Origin of the sequence: Lysinibacillus mangiferihumi, from assembly GCF_003049665.1 — a bacterium.
Taxonomy (GTDB): domain Bacteria; phylum Bacillota; class Bacilli; order Bacillales_A; family Planococcaceae; genus Lysinibacillus; species Lysinibacillus mangiferihumi.
Window position 1 is genome coordinate 23,030 of the sequence record NZ_PYWM01000041.1, and the last position, 13,648, is coordinate 36,677.

Below are 13,648 nucleotides of genomic sequence, written 5' to 3' on the forward strand. Positions count from 1 at the left end.
TGGCTATTCGTTCAAAGACTCTACCGAAATAGTCTCACACCCATTAAAGGTAGCAAATTTTTTGAGACAGCTGTTTAAAGCAGTTCGCAATTGAGTTGTTTGCTTCACACTGTTCTCGTACCAGATGTTTTTAACAATGAGTGTGCTAGTTTTTCTCTCTGCGATAATCTCGGCTCGTCCAATGAAGCGCTCTCCATATAATAGAGGTAGTACATAATAGCCGAATTTTCGTTTGCTTACAGGTGTGTAAATCTCCCACGTATAATCAAAGTTAAACAATGTGGTAATTAGTTTTCTGTCCCAAAGGAAATTATCGAGCGGCGCAATCAGCTCGCAACGCCATTTCGGTTCTGGATTTTGCAAAACCACTTCAATAAGCGGTAAATCCTCCGCAAGGCAATACAGCATATCCTTCATTTGCGCCACAGTAACGGCAACAATACGATCTTCCTGCAATAGCTGGTTAAAAACCTCTTTGCGTTGTGCTGCTTTCAACCCCCAAATATTCAACCATGCATCTGACGCACGATTCCATAAGAGACCGACCGAGCCGATTCGACGTAGTACCCGCCACTTATAATGCGCAAGTTCATCAACTAGGGGCTCTGATGCAGTCAGCAGATTTGGCTGTATGTACTTCTTGGCTAAATCGTAATATTTACGGCTGCCCTTTTTATGATGGATAATCAACTCACCCGTTGAATACATCTGTTCCAGTACTGAGCGAGATGGATTGTTTCCGCTACTCCAGTGAATGGCTGATTGCCAAGAGAAATCTCCATCCAATTTTAAATCATCCGAACTTAGTGCACCGTGATTTTGGATATGAGCCCGTACTAGCGTTGTTAACGCTTCCATTTCGGGATAGCGTTTGGCATGTTGTCTTGCAGCTTCTCTATAGCGTTCAAAATACGGCCAGTCCTCAACAGGGATAATAGCGAGGTTCTTGTCGGGATAATCGACAAGGCTTCTTTCCTCATACAGCAAATCGGCGAGCATTCCTTTAGTAAATTCTTTGATTCGGGACTGTAACACCAATTCGGCATTCTTTCCGCAAACATCGATGGGGTCGTATTGAATACAACCAACTTGTCGAGTAAAGTCCAATACACCCCGTTTCCCGCTAAATTTATAGTCGTCCAAAAGTCCGTGTTTCAACAACAGAAATTGCCGTGCCTGGCGGTTTGTTAAGTGAATCATCTATGCACCTACTCTCTAGTTTTAGTGTAATTCAGGGGAGTGGAGAACAAAAAACGAAACCGTGAAGTGAAATTTTTTTACGGATAGTCAGTGTAGCATGCTTCTTACAAAATAGCTTATTCTAATTTGGCATACTTGCAATGTTCCTTCCAGCCACTGCAAATGCCATTAAAACATCATCCCTAATACATCCAAACTTCTCCTCTTAGCACCATTTCTGTTTTATTATACAGAATACAGTGAAAATACACAAACGTATGTTCTTTTCTTATTTGATGGACGTGTGAGAAAAGAGCAAATAATGTACTATCCTTTTGTTTTCCTCCACAGGAAAGGTGATTTTACATATGGAATTCTAAAAAAGATAGATTTTTAATAGAGTAAATTGCTGTAAAAATCGTTTGTAAAAAATGAAAAATCAATATACTAAATTGTTGAAATATAAAGAAAAATGAATTATTTTATAAATAAAATCGCATTGTTCAGTCTATTGTTTGATGTTACTTAATAAAGATTCTTGAGAACGAAATTGGGGATTTGGAAAAGGAAAATTTAAAGGGGTGATTATGGAAAGTAATTATAAGATACATTCAATGCCTATAATGCTTGTCATTATCGTTACATTCTAATATTAAAATAATAGAATTTTTTAGAGTTATAGCAGTTATCTCTTTTTTATTATGTGACTTCCACTTTCTACTTTAAAAAAGAATTGGATATAAAGTATATAGTTTTGAAATTTTATAAAAATCAGATTAAGGAGAAGGATGATATGTTTGATTTCTCATTAGTTAATATTATTGCTCATTTCGTTTATGCTCCCTTTGTTGTAATCATTCACGAATATGGACATGCAATTTTTGTCAAGCTATTCGGTGGGAAAATTAATTATATATGTTTAGGTGCAGGTGATATGTTATTTCGATATAAGGTGTTTAGAATAAGAGCAATTGGATGGTGGTATACAGGGCGAATTAATTATGAATTTGAAAATGAAATAAATACGACAAAAAAAATTTTAATAAGTTTAGGGGGACCAGCTATTAATATAGTATCTGCAACTTTAGTTTGGATAGTTGGTAACGTAGAATGGGCTGACTGGTATAGAGGGTTTATTGTCGTATCATACTTAATGGCAATTTTTTCTTTAATACCACATAAGGTTAGAGAAGATGGATTGGAAAGTGATGGTTTACAGATAATAAATCTTATTAAAAATAGTGTTAGGAAGTGATTTTGATGCAAGAATTACTGAGTTTAAACGGATATCAATATAAATTTGAGGAAGAAAAAAAGAATCTAAATATATTTTCTGAGTCTAAAGAGTTTAACATAATGGGAGATTCTATATTAGATATTCTGTTTAGTGAAATATATATAATCTAATTTTATAATGAATAAGTATTCATAACATTATTAGAGATGGAGGTTATTATGAAAAGATGGATAGTAATTCTGATTTGTTTATTCATAAGTGGTTGTGCCGGTTTAGGAGATTATAGTATTGACTTATCTGGGAATTATTCACTTTTGCGAACTTCAAGTCATAATATTACGATTGCACCTAAAAGTAAGAATGGTGAAGGAATGTGGGATGAGAATGTTATTCCTGCAAAAGTTGTAGAAGTTGGTTGGAATAAAGATTACATAATTGCAAAACAGCAGGCTTACCCTAATGAAGAGTATTTTTACTGGATTTTAAATGTTAAAGATGAATATGTAGAAGGACCTTTTATTCTTAATGACTTTCAAAAAAAATAAAAGAGTATGATATTACTAACTTAGAATTGAAACTGGTAGAAGATATACAATAATTAAATATAAACATGTATAATTGTTATCTTATTGTCCAGAAAGTTACATAAGTACTATTTGATAATGACAAACTTATTTACACAAAAGCACTCCACAAAAGTAAGTATCTAAACTTTTGTGGGGTGTTTTTTCGTTAAACTGTGCAAAAAGATACTTTTCAATTGGATATACATCAATAAAAATCTAAGAAAAGAAACACACTATCCTAACGAGTCGAATAAGATGTTGCTGTAAGTAAGTTGGAGGTAGGTGTTTAAACTTGAAAAAATGGATGGTTGTATTTTTTATAGGCTGTGTAATGGCTTTAGCAGGTTGTCAGGATAAAATAAAGCACGAACAAATTGAAAAAGACGACGTGCAACAACCCGTTATGTACACGCAGGACAAGGAGCAGGAAGTAGGTCCTGTAGTGGTTGAAATTGTTAATCCACAATCAAAAGAAATCATCCACATCGTATCGCCCATAGAATTAGGCTTTGAAACAGACCCAGTCTCGTATAAAAAGAACATTGAACAATTGGCACAACAATTAGCGAGAGGCACAGAAACAAAAGTTGGTTTTGATAAGCGAATGATGCTTGATAAAGTCGATGACAATGGTCGGATTATAAAAGGTAGTCCATTAGTTATTTTAAAAGAAAGTGAATTGGTAGAGAAAATTATGGCAGCATCAGCAACGGGTGGCACAGTAGAAATGCCACTGTATATTACTGAAAGTGGGTATTACCTTGAAGACATACCATATTTAGAGGATGTTGTAGTGGCTTCTTATACAACCTACTTCAATGGAGCGGATGTCGGAAGAAATAAAAATATTGAACTTTCAGCAAAAGCCATTCACAATGTGATAGTTGGTAGCGGAGATACTTTTTCGTTTAATACTGTTGTAGGCCCTAGAGATGAAGCGAATGGCTATCAGCCCGCACCTGAAATTATTAATAAAAAGCTTGTTATGGGCATTGGTGGGGGGATTTGCCAAACATCTTCAACATTGTTTAATGCAGTCGATCAACTCCCGATTAAATTTGTGGAGCGACACCATCATTCATTAGATGTAGGATACGTTCCAAAGGGAAGGGATGCAACGGTGTCCTATGGTGGTTTAGATTTTAGATTTCAAAACACGAGTGATGTACCAATTTTAATTAAGGCAACCTATGGACAAGATTTTCTGACAGTTGAAGTAAGAACATCGGAAAAATACCAAGAAATTTTAAAAAAGCCAACACGGCAATGAGGAAGAAGTTGATGTAAAACTAATTCAAAAATCAACTTCTCTTCTATTTAAAGGCACTTATAAAGAGTGTCTTTTTTAGTGCCTAAGCAGTGGTGAAAGTGGTTCATAAACCTTCAATAATAGTTAGTATTTCTGCAGGAGTAAATACTTTGTAATCGGGTTCTGCTGATTGAACAATCTCAATGGCATCATATCCCCAACCAACCCAAATAATTGGAATACCTGCTTTTTTGCAGGCGACAATATCACGTTGCTCATCCCCAACATATAAAACATCGGATGTTTTTAAATTGGCTTGTTTTAAATACTTTTTTATCACTTTATCTTTCCCAAAAATACGGCTTGAACAAAGTACTTCGGATACATGGTCGATACCATTAGTTTGTAAAAACGCCAAAATATTATCTTTGGAATTGGAGGAAATAATGGCAATTGTATAACCTTTCTTATCAAGTTCCTGTATGACCTCTTTCATACCGTGAAATAAATGAACATCTTGTAATGATTGCTGATATAAACGATAAAATTGCGGTAGTATAGTAGGTAGTTTGTGTAACGGGAAGTTAAATAATTTACTTCGTTCAGCAATCGATAATTTCTTTAGTGCATCAATATCTTCTAACTGTACTTCTTTGAATTTATGTTTTTTAGCAATCGTATTCCATACAGATGCAAACACTGCCGTGGAATCCGCAAGCGTGCCATCAAAATCAAATATTATATGTTTCATTGTATATGTCTCCTTAAAGGGTATTTGGCTTTACCATTAATAATACTTAAATCAATATAGTCATTCGTTCATGATGACATGAATGCGGAAAAAAAGAAATGAATTAGTATACACTATCTGATTTCATACATTATGAGGGGGAAGGATACAAAACAGACATTAGTACCATTACCTATTCAGCAGGTAAATTACTGCACTTGGTCTAATACTTTTGTGATATATTGTTTGATTTGTTTCTTGCTATAACCCATTACATAAGCTTCCATTATCATGTTTTTTATAGAAAGTTCGAGATGATGTAATTGGGTTTCGTCTAACCGTCGATTTGAACGAGCGATAACGGTTGCTTTCAAGCGATTTTCCATCTTGATAATCCCTTTTTTCTCAAGTTCACGATAGCTTTTTGAAACGGTATGTATATTGATTCCTATATCTTGCGCCATATTTCTAATGGAAGGAAGCATTTCATCGTCTTGAATATGTCCTTTTGCAATCTGTTCAATTAGTTGATTGCCGACCTGCATATATAATAGCAATGGGCTATTGGTATCTATCTGAATAGGTAGCATAGTATTCCCCCTAAAATAAACAAATTTGGAATAGGCATTGTAGCAGTTTCTTTTTGCGTTTGACTAGTTTGAATTCTTATCGGGTGCATTTTCACGCGATTTTCTCCTTTTAACAATTTTGGCAGTAAAATTAATGTAAAAATTATTATCTATAATGATAATATTATCATTATAGATAATAATGACTGTAGCATATCATTTAATAAAATAACAAGTGCAATTCCAAAAAATGTGTGTTAATGTTATCATTATTAGTAATGATAATGAAAATTGAGAGGAGCGTTTTAATTGAAACTTCACTATGGGTTAAATGATTTAAATGAAATTGATTGGTTGGCTGTATTACAGGTTATATGGCCATTTATGATGGTTGGTTTCATCCTTATCCTTGTTGCATTAATTGATTTGTATCGACACAGAGAAGTAAGAACAAATGTTGTATTATGGACAATCATTATTTTATTTTTTAATACCATTGGTCCAATTCTATATTTCACTATTGGACGAAAAGGAGCGATACATCATGAAGTTAGAAATTAAAGAGGTGACTAAAACATTTAAGGCAAAGACAGCAGTCAATAATTTCTCGATGGTGGTTGAAACTGGACAATGTGTAGGGCTTATTGGACCTAACGGTGCTGGAAAGTCTACGTTAATCAAAATTATTGCAGATATTTTATATGCGGAAAAAGGAGAAGTCCTTCTAGATGGGAAAAAAATTTCAACCATGAAAAAAGAAATTGGTTACCTTCCACAATATCCTGATTTCTTTCATTGGATGACAGCTACAGAAACACTCTTTTTTATGGGACAGTTATCTGGCATAACAAAACAAGAGCTTATGGAGGAAGTGCCAGCTATTTTAACAAAAGTTGGGCTTATAAATGAACAACATGAGAAAGTTCAAACATTTTCTGGGGGAATGAAGCAAAGGCTGGGCATTGCCCAAACACTGTTACATAAGCCATCTTTTATTGTCATGGATGAGCCTGTATCGGCATTAGATCCAATAGGCAGAAGAGAGGTCTTAAATTTAATACAAGAAATTAAACATGAAACGACTATCCTATTATCTACTCATATTTTAGGGGATGCGGAAGAAATATGTGAACGCTTTGTCATTATGAAACAAGGTAAGAAAATTGAGGATACGACATTAGATAAATTAACTAACAATCACCAAGCGGTTGTGCATCTTGAATTGGCATCACATAATATGCTTTGGGTACAAATCATTGAAAAGCTCCCATATGTTAAAAATGTTGAAGTATTAGGCAAGAAGGCGAAGATTACCCTCGATAATATTCAGCAAAATAAAGATAGGTTGATTCGTGATGCGATGGACAACAACATGGATATCGTTAAATTTGAAGTTGGAAGCAGTGAGACGTTAGAAGACATCTTTTTAAAGATGGTGGTGAGTGTATGACATCTTTATATATTTTAACGAGAAAAGAATATGTACAAATGTTTCGTGAGTTTAAGATCCTTTGGTTACCTCTTGTTTTTATGTTTTTAGGCGCAACACAACCAGTAATCACATACTATTTACCATCAATTTTAGCAGCGCTTGGTGGAAATCAAGGCATTACGATTGACCCTACAATGATGCAGCAGGATGGAGCACAAGTAATGGCGGCAACTCTAGGCTCTCAATTTGATCAGTTAGGCATTATGGTAATTGCTATTGCCATTATGGGCATTATTCAGTCAGATAAAGCGAATGGGATGCTTGATTTTATATTAACAAGGCCTGTAAAGGTAGGATCCTATATCGGTGGAAAACTCTTTTCTAATTTCTCATTTGTAGCGCTTAGTGTGACCTTTGGCTATTTTGTATCTTACGTTTATGTAAATTTCTTGTTTAGTAATATTCCATTTCTTACGATGATATTAGCGCTTGGATTTTACTTAGTATGGGTACTTTTTATGATTTCTTTTACTGCAATGATTAGTACTATTTTTAATGGACAGGGCGTTATAGCTTTAATTAGTATTGTTTGCTTGCTACTGTTGAAAGTCATTAGTGGTTTACATCCAATAATTGATTTAGTGAATCCTGCTGGCATGAGTCAACAAGCAATGATGGTATTAATAACTGGTTCAATGGATTCACAACTATATGGAAATATGGTGATAACGTTCATATGGATTACTTTAACTGTAACAATTTCGCACTATTGGATTTCGGAGAAGAAATACCATGAAAATTAATAAAGTACAATTTTATGGCAAAATCAGTTATCAGCATGCAGGCATTAAAAAATTTTAGGTGGATAATCTATTAAAATAATGTTATCGTATGAAGTAACTAAATAATATATCCTTCAGGGTAGGGTGAAATTCCCAATCGGCGGTGATGAAGTAATTCAAAGTCCGTGAGCGCAAGCTGATTTGGTGCAAATCCAAAACCGACAGTTACAGTCTGGATGGGAGAAGGATGAAAGTATAAGCTTTTTAAATTTGTATGACTTTAAAAGGTCTATTTGGCTACGCTTATATGGCATACTACTTCCCATCGCTTCTGTTGGGAAGTTTTTTATTTAGGTGAAAATTGAATAGGTATCTGTTCTTCGGGGTAGGGTGAAATTCCCAATCGGCGGTGATGAAGCAATTCAAAGTCCGTGAGCGCAAGCTGATTTGGTGCAAATCCAAAACCGACAGTGATAGTCTGGATGGGAGAAGAACAATGAGATGGCAGCCTGTGGAAAATTTTTGTATCCACTAGGTTTATTTCGTGACGTCTTATGTACAAGTACTCCCAAACCCCTTTTATGTTAAAGGGGTTTTTTCTTTGTTTCGGTTATAAAAAATGGAAGGAGGATTAAAATAATTACTATCAAAAGGTTTACGACATAGGGTTAAGAAAGTAGGTGGAAAAATGTTTACAGGTATTATTGAGGATATTGGCACAGTGAAAACCTTGCAAAGCGATGGGCGAAGTATGGAAATAACGGTGATTTCGCCCAAAATAGTGGCGGATGTGAAGCTTGGGGATAGTATAGCCGTTAATGGGGTTTGTTTGACAGTAACTCATTATAGTGACCAAGAGCTAACAATGGATGTAATGCCTGAAACAGTGAAAGCGACGAATTTACAGCAACTAACTGTTGGTAATGCAGTCAATTTAGAGCGTGCAATGCCAGCCAATGGACGATTTGGTGGCCATTTTGTTTCAGGGCATGTAGATGGTGTAGGGAAAATTTTACGCAAACGTCCAATGGCAAATGCAGTCTATATTGATATCGAACTTTCAGAGGACTTAACGAGCTATTGTATTCCTAAAGGTTCAATCACAATTGATGGAACAAGTTTAACGCTCTTTCATGTTGAAAAAAACAGTGTCACAGTATCGCTTATTCCACACACATACAAAGAAACCGTACTAGGAATTAAAAATGTTGGGGCACTGGTCAATATTGAAACCGATTTAGTAGGCAAGTACATTATTCACCAGCTAAAGGGTGGTCAGCAATCGTCGACCATTACAAAAGATTACTTAGCGAAGCATGGTTTTTAACCTGCTATAGAAAGAAAAAATAAAGTGATATCTATTAGGAGGTGGCAATGTTGCTACATTCAATTGAAGAAGCGATTGCCGAGTTAAAACAGGGCAATATGATTGTTGTCGTGGATGATGAAGACCGTGAAAATGAAGGAGATTTACTGGCTCTTGCAGAGTTCATGTCACCAGAAACGATTAATTTTATGGCGACATATGGTAGGGGGCTTATTTGTACACCCATTTCACAGCAACTTGCACAAAAATTAGCGTTGCAGCCAATGGTCGTAGATAACACTGATAATCACCAAACAGCGTTTACTGTCAGTATTGATTATAAAGAGACAACAACAGGCATTAGTGCGTTTGAACGTGCTTTGACGATTCAAAAAATGCTAGCGTCACATGCACAAGCATCGGATTTCCGTAGACCTGGACATGTTTTTCCGCTAATAGCAAAGGAAAATGGGGTATTAGAGCGCAGAGGGCATACGGAGGCTACTATCGATTTGGCAAAGCTTTGCAACAGTGTACAAGCTGGCGTGATATGTGAAATTATGGGCGATAATGGAGAAATGTTACGCTTTGATGATTTAGTGAAATATGCAAAAAAACATAAATTAAAAATGATTTCCATTGACGCATTAGCAACATACCGTCGTCAACATATGCAAATAGAAAATTCACTTACTATGTAAAAGAGGAGAATGAAATGATGGGAAAAACATTTGAAGCACAATTAATTGGAAATGATTTGAAAATAGCGGTGGTCGTTGGTCGTTTTAATGAATTTATAACAAGTAAATTATTAAGTGGTGCATTAGATGGGCTAAAGCGTCATGGTGTAGACGATGATTTAATAGATGTTGCGTGGGTACCAGGTGCATTTGAAGTACCGTTTATCGCAAAGCAACTAGCTGAAACGAAAAAATATGATGCCATTATAGGTCTAGGTACAGTTATTCGTGGCTCTACAACGCATTATGATTATGTGTGCAACGAATCAGCTAAAGGCATTGCAAACGTATCGCTTTCGACGAATGTACCAGTGATTTTTGGTATTGTCACAACTGAAAATATTGAACAAGCGATTGAACGTGCTGGAACAAAGTCTGGCAATAAAGGTTATGATGCAGCGATGTCTGCAATTGAAATGGCTAATTTACAAAAAATGATTGGCTAAAAGGATGCATAATCTGTATTTAGAATCAATGAATTATTTGAATGGTCGTAAAATTTATTGCATAATTTTTTGGACATTGGGAAATATATGTTTATAGGTATTTTAGTAAAATAATTTGTTTGAATTTGGTTCAGTAGGAGATGAGGAATATTCAATCAATAGGACAAGAAATCGAATTGAAAATGTTGAAAGAACTATTTCAACGCTCTGCTGACGTAATTTTTCAATCCTTTACCTTTCAACAACATCATGTTTATTTTATTACATGTGAGTCGATGGTCGATCAGTTTTTATTGAATAAGGTCATTATCGATCGAGTTCAAGCTTTGTTCGAAGACAGCTCTGTAAAATTATTAGAGGAGCAAATAAAAAACGATTTACACATTCCTAATCTTCAAAAGGTAACAAATTTAGATGATGCTATTACGCGTGTATATTCAGGGTTTGTTTTGCTTTACTTTGAAGGGGAAAAAATTTTATTTTCAAGTAAAATTGCTAAAAAACCAAATCGAAACCCTGAAGAAACAAAGCAAGAACTAGTGGTAAAAGGGCCGAGAGATGATTTTATAGAAGATGTTTTTATTAATGTGGCCTTAATTCGTAAGCGATTGCCTACAAATTCCCTATGCGTGGAAACGGTGGAAGTCGGAAAGCGCTCTAAAACGACAGTGGCTGTCCTATACATGGGTGATATAACGGACAAAAATATGGTCACTGAACTTAAAAAGCAATTAAGTAAAATTAATACAGATGTTGTGTTTAGTGGAGATAGAATGATGGAAAGTGTGGAAAAAACCGCAAAAATTTTGCCGCGACATGATTATACAGGTCGTCCAGATTTTGCAATACAAGCGCTAAGCAGAGGACGGATTCTTCTTTTTGTCGATGGCGTATCTTACGCAATTATTACGCCGCCTAATATGTTTCTACTCTTTAAATCAGGTGAGGATAATGATTATCCATCCATAGTTGGTACATTAGAGCGACTGTTACGAATCGTAGGTATATTAATAAGTATGCTTTTACCCGGTTTTTGGCTAGCATTAACGACTTACCATCAAGAGCAGATGCCCGTACTACTTTTAGCGACGGTTGTCCAATCACGTACTGGTTTGCCTTTTCCTACTGTATTGGAGATATTGCTCATGTTATTTATGTTTGAAATATTTCGCGAAGCAAATCTACGCTTACCGTCTATTTTGAGCGGAACAATGAGTGTTGTAGGGGGACTAATTATCGGAGATGCGGCAATTAAGGCAGGGATAACGAGTCCTTCCATGATTGTCGTGATTGCCATCTCAAGTATTGCAGCATATACTCTTGTCAATCAATCCTTTGTCACTGCAATGAGTATTTTCCGGTTATTTGTCATCTTAATGGCCGCTTTCTTTGGTTTATTTGGTTTCTTTTTGTCCTTGTTTTTCATTCTTATTTACTTTGCGAATATCCGTGTATTAAGCGTTCCGTACTTAAATATTGGTGCCAATTTAAACTGGTCCGATACCAAGAAAACTTTAATACGTCTATCGCCAAAAGGATATAGCAAACGACCAAAATTTTTACATCCTCAAGATGAGACGAGGACATCAAGCAAAAATTAGATGTCTTTTTTGTAGCACGACAATTTACATCTATCACATGTGCTGCTTGCAATATTATTGACCGATTATGTTGAAGTTATTTTTAAGCTTTACTTTTAAAAACCTTTCGATTGGACAAAATACAAAGTGAAGAGTATAGATTAGATTTTCCATTCTATATTTTTCAAGACCAATCACAAGGGGTGGATAGTTATGCCGAATGTCCAAGTTAGCTGTGCAGTATCAAATTGTGTTTTCCATGCCAAAGGTAATTATTGCGGAGCTGAAAAAATTGCAATCGACATGGATAAACGTAATACGAACAAACGTGATGCGGAGTTTGCTTCTGACTTTGAGTTGCATACAATGTCAGAAGAGGCAGCAGCCATTCAATCATCCGATACGTGTTGTAAAACATTCAAATCAAAAGAAAAAAACTTTAGCTAATGGGTATCGTTTGTTTTGGACAATGTAAATAAAGACAATATCTTTATTTCACCAAAATAATTTATCTTTACCTTTTACTACTGATTTGGTCACGTTAAAGGTTGTCTTCCTATAGGGAGGCAACTTTTTTTATACCCTTGACCTTCCAATAGCAGCATGGGAGGTATATCAAGAATTAATCGTATCTGTAGTAGCTTTAAGAGGTGATGCCTATGAAATAGGTTTTCAACAAAGTAACGAAGTAATAACAAATGCGTATTTAGCGCAAAAAGAACAGCTGTTAGCTTTATCCGCTACTTGTAATACACAGCAGGTACAAGAGCTGTTGCGACATGTTTCGCCTAATCTTTTGCAAGAGCTGAAGGGATTAACGTTTGGCTTAGAACAGCAGTATGAAACCATTATTAAAATGTATAGTGGTTATAATATGATATTTCCAAATATGAGATGTACCTCGTTTGTACACAATGGGAAGTATGTAAGAAATTACGATTTTAGTCCAGTTATGTATGAGGCAAGACTCGTTTTTTCTAAACGGTCTAAAGGGTATGCCAGTGTAGGTTTTAGCCAGCAAATTATTGGTAGGTTAGATGGAAAAAGGGCTTGTAGTAGGGCTGCATTTTGTCAATAATGAATGGGAAGGCGATAGCTTTCTGGCGACTACAATCGTTAAAATATTGCTTGAAACAGTGTGAAAATATTGAAGAGGCTATTGTACTAATAAACAAACTTCCACATCGCTATTGCTACAATTACTCGATGACAGATCAAAGTGGAAAAGCAGTTGTGGAGGGAAAAAACTTTATAAATCGCTATGTAGCAGATGAGCGTACGACAATGTCTGTATATCATCATTTCAATAACGGAGATTCTCCATCATTTGTTAAACAATATCAAGAATACTTTGGTACTCTCCAGACAGTTATTGGAATAGGTGAAAATTTTGAGCCACAATCATTTTCTCACTAACAATTTATCGAAGTAAACGTATTTTTCCGAAAACCATAAAAGGAAACATAATTCAGGCTATCTAATTTGTTAGGCTTGGTTTATAATTTAATAGAATAAATAGGGGAATGGCGTAACATTTGTTGGGCTATTCTCCTTTCGTTTTGTAGCTATTTCGCTTTTCGAAAGAAAAATAAATTATTCCATTTTTTGTATAACAATACTACATTAAAAAATAAACTTGGATAAATGTATTGTTTTCAACGTACTTTTAAAAAATATACATGAAAAAACGAAAATTACTATAGTATAACCTGAATTATTCACCAAAATCTAATACTTTAGGAATTTCATGAGATTTATAATGCTCAAGTACATTTGTACCGAGAAAATAGTCTAGTTATTGAAGATTGAAAATGAATCTTGAGGGAAAACCA

General features: G+C 35.1%; 17 protein-coding genes and 2 riboswitches. Of the genes, 14 read left to right on the forward strand and 3 right to left on the reverse strand.

The features are described from left to right. Nucleotides 1-3 precede the first annotated feature (3 nt). The gene (locus C9J37_RS24330; RefSeq protein ID WP_107897478.1) at nt 4-1,200 is read right to left on the reverse strand and encodes a winged helix-turn-helix domain-containing protein; all 1,197 of its coding nucleotides are present in this window, start codon (nt 1,198-1,200) and stop codon (nt 4-6) included. Between the two features lie 772 nt (nt 1,201-1,972). Between C9J37_RS24330 and C9J37_RS24335 the strand changes: the two genes are divergently transcribed. The 4 genes from C9J37_RS24335 (at nt 1,973) to C9J37_RS24345 (ending at nt 4,252) form a co-directional block, all read left to right on the forward strand. Then, entirely contained in the window at nt 1,973-2,434 is a 462-nt protein-coding gene (locus tag C9J37_RS24335; protein ID WP_103977050.1) for a site-2 protease family protein, read from the forward strand. Nucleotides 2,435-2,439: 5 nt separating this feature from the next. Continuing rightward, entirely contained in the window at nt 2,440-2,586 is a 147-nt protein-coding gene (locus C9J37_RS28575; protein WP_167397426.1) for a hypothetical protein, read from the forward strand. Nucleotides 2,587-2,634: 48 nt separating this feature from the next. Then, nucleotides 2,635-2,961, forward strand: a complete 327-nt coding sequence (locus tag C9J37_RS24340) for a DUF3997 domain-containing protein (RefSeq protein WP_167397427.1) — start codon at nt 2,635-2,637, stop codon at nt 2,959-2,961. Between the two features lie 325 nt (nt 2,962-3,286). Further along, nucleotides 3,287-4,252 (forward strand): VanW family protein, encoded by a 966-nt coding sequence (locus C9J37_RS24345; protein WP_107897480.1) that lies wholly within the window; start codon nt 3,287-3,289, stop codon nt 4,250-4,252. A gap of 103 nt (nt 4,253-4,355) precedes the next feature. Here C9J37_RS24345 and C9J37_RS24350 read toward each other — a convergent pair whose 3' ends face one another. Together C9J37_RS24350 and C9J37_RS24355 are read right to left on the reverse strand one after the other, a co-directional pair. Next, nucleotides 4,356-4,982 (reverse strand): HAD-IA family hydrolase, encoded by a 627-nt coding sequence (locus C9J37_RS24350; RefSeq protein ID WP_107897481.1) that lies wholly within the window; start codon nt 4,980-4,982, stop codon nt 4,356-4,358. A 188-nt stretch (nt 4,983-5,170) separates the two neighbouring features. Continuing rightward, complete coding sequence (locus C9J37_RS24355) at nt 5,171-5,551, reverse strand: GntR family transcriptional regulator (protein WP_107897482.1); 381 nt, start codon at nt 5,549-5,551, stop codon at nt 5,171-5,173. Nucleotides 5,552-5,839: 288 nt separating this feature from the next. Between C9J37_RS24355 and C9J37_RS24360 the strand changes: the two genes are divergently transcribed. From C9J37_RS24360 to C9J37_RS24405, 10 genes are all read left to right on the forward strand, one after another. Next, nucleotides 5,840-6,091, forward strand: coding sequence for a PLD nuclease N-terminal domain-containing protein (locus C9J37_RS24360; RefSeq protein WP_107897483.1), 252 nt, complete (start codon nt 5,840-5,842; stop codon nt 6,089-6,091). Further along, nucleotides 6,075-6,980, forward strand: a complete 906-nt coding sequence (locus C9J37_RS24365) for an ABC transporter ATP-binding protein (RefSeq protein WP_107897484.1) — start codon at nt 6,075-6,077, stop codon at nt 6,978-6,980. Before C9J37_RS24360 ends, C9J37_RS24365 begins: the two co-directional genes overlap by 17 nt. After that, nucleotides 6,977-7,765, forward strand: coding sequence for a hypothetical protein (locus tag C9J37_RS24370; RefSeq protein WP_107897485.1), 789 nt, complete (start codon nt 6,977-6,979; stop codon nt 7,763-7,765). Before C9J37_RS24365 ends, C9J37_RS24370 begins: the two co-directional genes overlap by 4 nt. Before the next feature lie 105 nt (nt 7,766-7,870). Continuing rightward, nucleotides 7,871-7,996, forward strand: a riboswitch (FMN riboswitch). Nucleotides 7,997-8,116: 120 nt separating this feature from the next. Next, nucleotides 8,117-8,242: riboswitch (FMN riboswitch) on the forward strand. 190 nt (nt 8,243-8,432) lie between these two features. Then, nucleotides 8,433-9,071 carry a riboflavin synthase gene (gene ribE, locus C9J37_RS24375; RefSeq protein ID WP_107897486.1) on the forward strand — a complete coding sequence of 213 codons (639 nt, stop codon included), beginning with the start codon at nt 8,433-8,435 and terminating at the stop codon, nt 9,069-9,071. Between the two features lie 47 nt (nt 9,072-9,118). Beyond that, nucleotides 9,119-9,751 carry a 3,4-dihydroxy-2-butanone-4-phosphate synthase gene (ribB, locus tag C9J37_RS24380; protein WP_107897487.1) on the forward strand — a complete coding sequence of 211 codons (633 nt, stop codon included), beginning with the start codon at nt 9,119-9,121 and terminating at the stop codon, nt 9,749-9,751. 17 nt (nt 9,752-9,768) lie between these two features. Beyond that, complete coding sequence (gene ribH, locus C9J37_RS24385; RefSeq protein WP_069511635.1) at nt 9,769-10,236, forward strand: 6,7-dimethyl-8-ribityllumazine synthase; 468 nt, start codon at nt 9,769-9,771, stop codon at nt 10,234-10,236. A 140-nt stretch (nt 10,237-10,376) separates the two neighbouring features. After that, nucleotides 10,377-11,837, forward strand: a complete 1,461-nt coding sequence (locus C9J37_RS24390) for a spore germination protein (RefSeq protein ID WP_107897488.1) — start codon at nt 10,377-10,379, stop codon at nt 11,835-11,837. A 192-nt stretch (nt 11,838-12,029) separates the two neighbouring features. Continuing rightward, entirely contained in the window at nt 12,030-12,263 is a 234-nt protein-coding gene (locus C9J37_RS24395; RefSeq protein ID WP_024363339.1) for a DUF1540 domain-containing protein, read from the forward strand. A 505-nt stretch (nt 12,264-12,768) separates the two neighbouring features. Then, nucleotides 12,769-12,894, forward strand: a complete 126-nt coding sequence (locus tag C9J37_RS29785) for a hypothetical protein (RefSeq protein ID WP_407656269.1) — start codon at nt 12,769-12,771, stop codon at nt 12,892-12,894. Next, nucleotides 12,894-13,232 carry a carcinine hydrolase/isopenicillin-N N-acyltransferase family protein gene (locus C9J37_RS24405; RefSeq protein ID WP_268808049.1) on the forward strand — a complete coding sequence of 113 codons (339 nt, stop codon included), beginning with the start codon at nt 12,894-12,896 and terminating at the stop codon, nt 13,230-13,232. The genes C9J37_RS29785 and C9J37_RS24405 overlap by 1 nt, the downstream gene beginning before the upstream one ends. Nucleotides 13,233-13,648 lie beyond the last annotated feature (416 nt).

Excerpts from the sequence above, each read along its gene's own strand:
- C9J37_RS24340 (WP_167397427.1), top strand. The coding sequence starts at position 2,635 with ATGAAAAGATGGATAGTAATTCTGATTTGTTTATTCATAAGTGGTTGT.
- C9J37_RS28575 (WP_167397426.1), top strand. The coding sequence starts at position 2,440 with ATGCAAGAATTACTGAGTTTAAACGGATATCAATATAAATTTGAGGAA.
- C9J37_RS24330 (WP_107897478.1), bottom strand. The coding sequence starts at position 1,200 with ATGATTCACTTAACAAACCGCCAGGCACGGCAATTTCTGTTGTTGAAA.
- ribB (WP_107897487.1), top strand. The coding sequence starts at position 9,119 with ATGTTGCTACATTCAATTGAAGAAGCGATTGCCGAGTTAAAACAGGGC.
- ribH (WP_069511635.1), top strand. The coding sequence starts at position 9,769 with ATGGGAAAAACATTTGAAGCACAATTAATTGGAAATGATTTGAAAATA.
- C9J37_RS24395 (WP_024363339.1), top strand. The coding sequence starts at position 12,030 with ATGCCGAATGTCCAAGTTAGCTGTGCAGTATCAAATTGTGTTTTCCAT.
- C9J37_RS29785 (WP_407656269.1), top strand. The coding sequence starts at position 12,769 with ATGTATGAGGCAAGACTCGTTTTTTCTAAACGGTCTAAAGGGTATGCC.
- C9J37_RS24405 (WP_268808049.1), top strand. The coding sequence starts at position 12,894 with ATGAATGGGAAGGCGATAGCTTTCTGGCGACTACAATCGTTAAAATAT.
- C9J37_RS24355 (WP_107897482.1), bottom strand. The coding sequence starts at position 5,551 with ATGCTACCTATTCAGATAGATACCAATAGCCCATTGCTATTATATATG.
- C9J37_RS24345 (WP_107897480.1), top strand. The coding sequence starts at position 3,287 with ATGGTTGTATTTTTTATAGGCTGTGTAATGGCTTTAGCAGGTTGTCAG.
- C9J37_RS24365 (WP_107897484.1), top strand. The coding sequence starts at position 6,075 with ATGAAGTTAGAAATTAAAGAGGTGACTAAAACATTTAAGGCAAAGACA.
- ribE (WP_107897486.1), top strand. The coding sequence starts at position 8,433 with ATGTTTACAGGTATTATTGAGGATATTGGCACAGTGAAAACCTTGCAA.
- C9J37_RS24350 (WP_107897481.1), bottom strand. The coding sequence starts at position 4,982 with ATGAAACATATAATATTTGATTTTGATGGCACGCTTGCGGATTCCACG.
- C9J37_RS24390 (WP_107897488.1), top strand. The coding sequence starts at position 10,377 with ATGAGGAATATTCAATCAATAGGACAAGAAATCGAATTGAAAATGTTG.
- C9J37_RS24335 (WP_103977050.1), top strand. The coding sequence starts at position 1,973 with ATGTTTGATTTCTCATTAGTTAATATTATTGCTCATTTCGTTTATGCT.
- C9J37_RS24370 (WP_107897485.1), top strand. The coding sequence starts at position 6,977 with ATGACATCTTTATATATTTTAACGAGAAAAGAATATGTACAAATGTTT.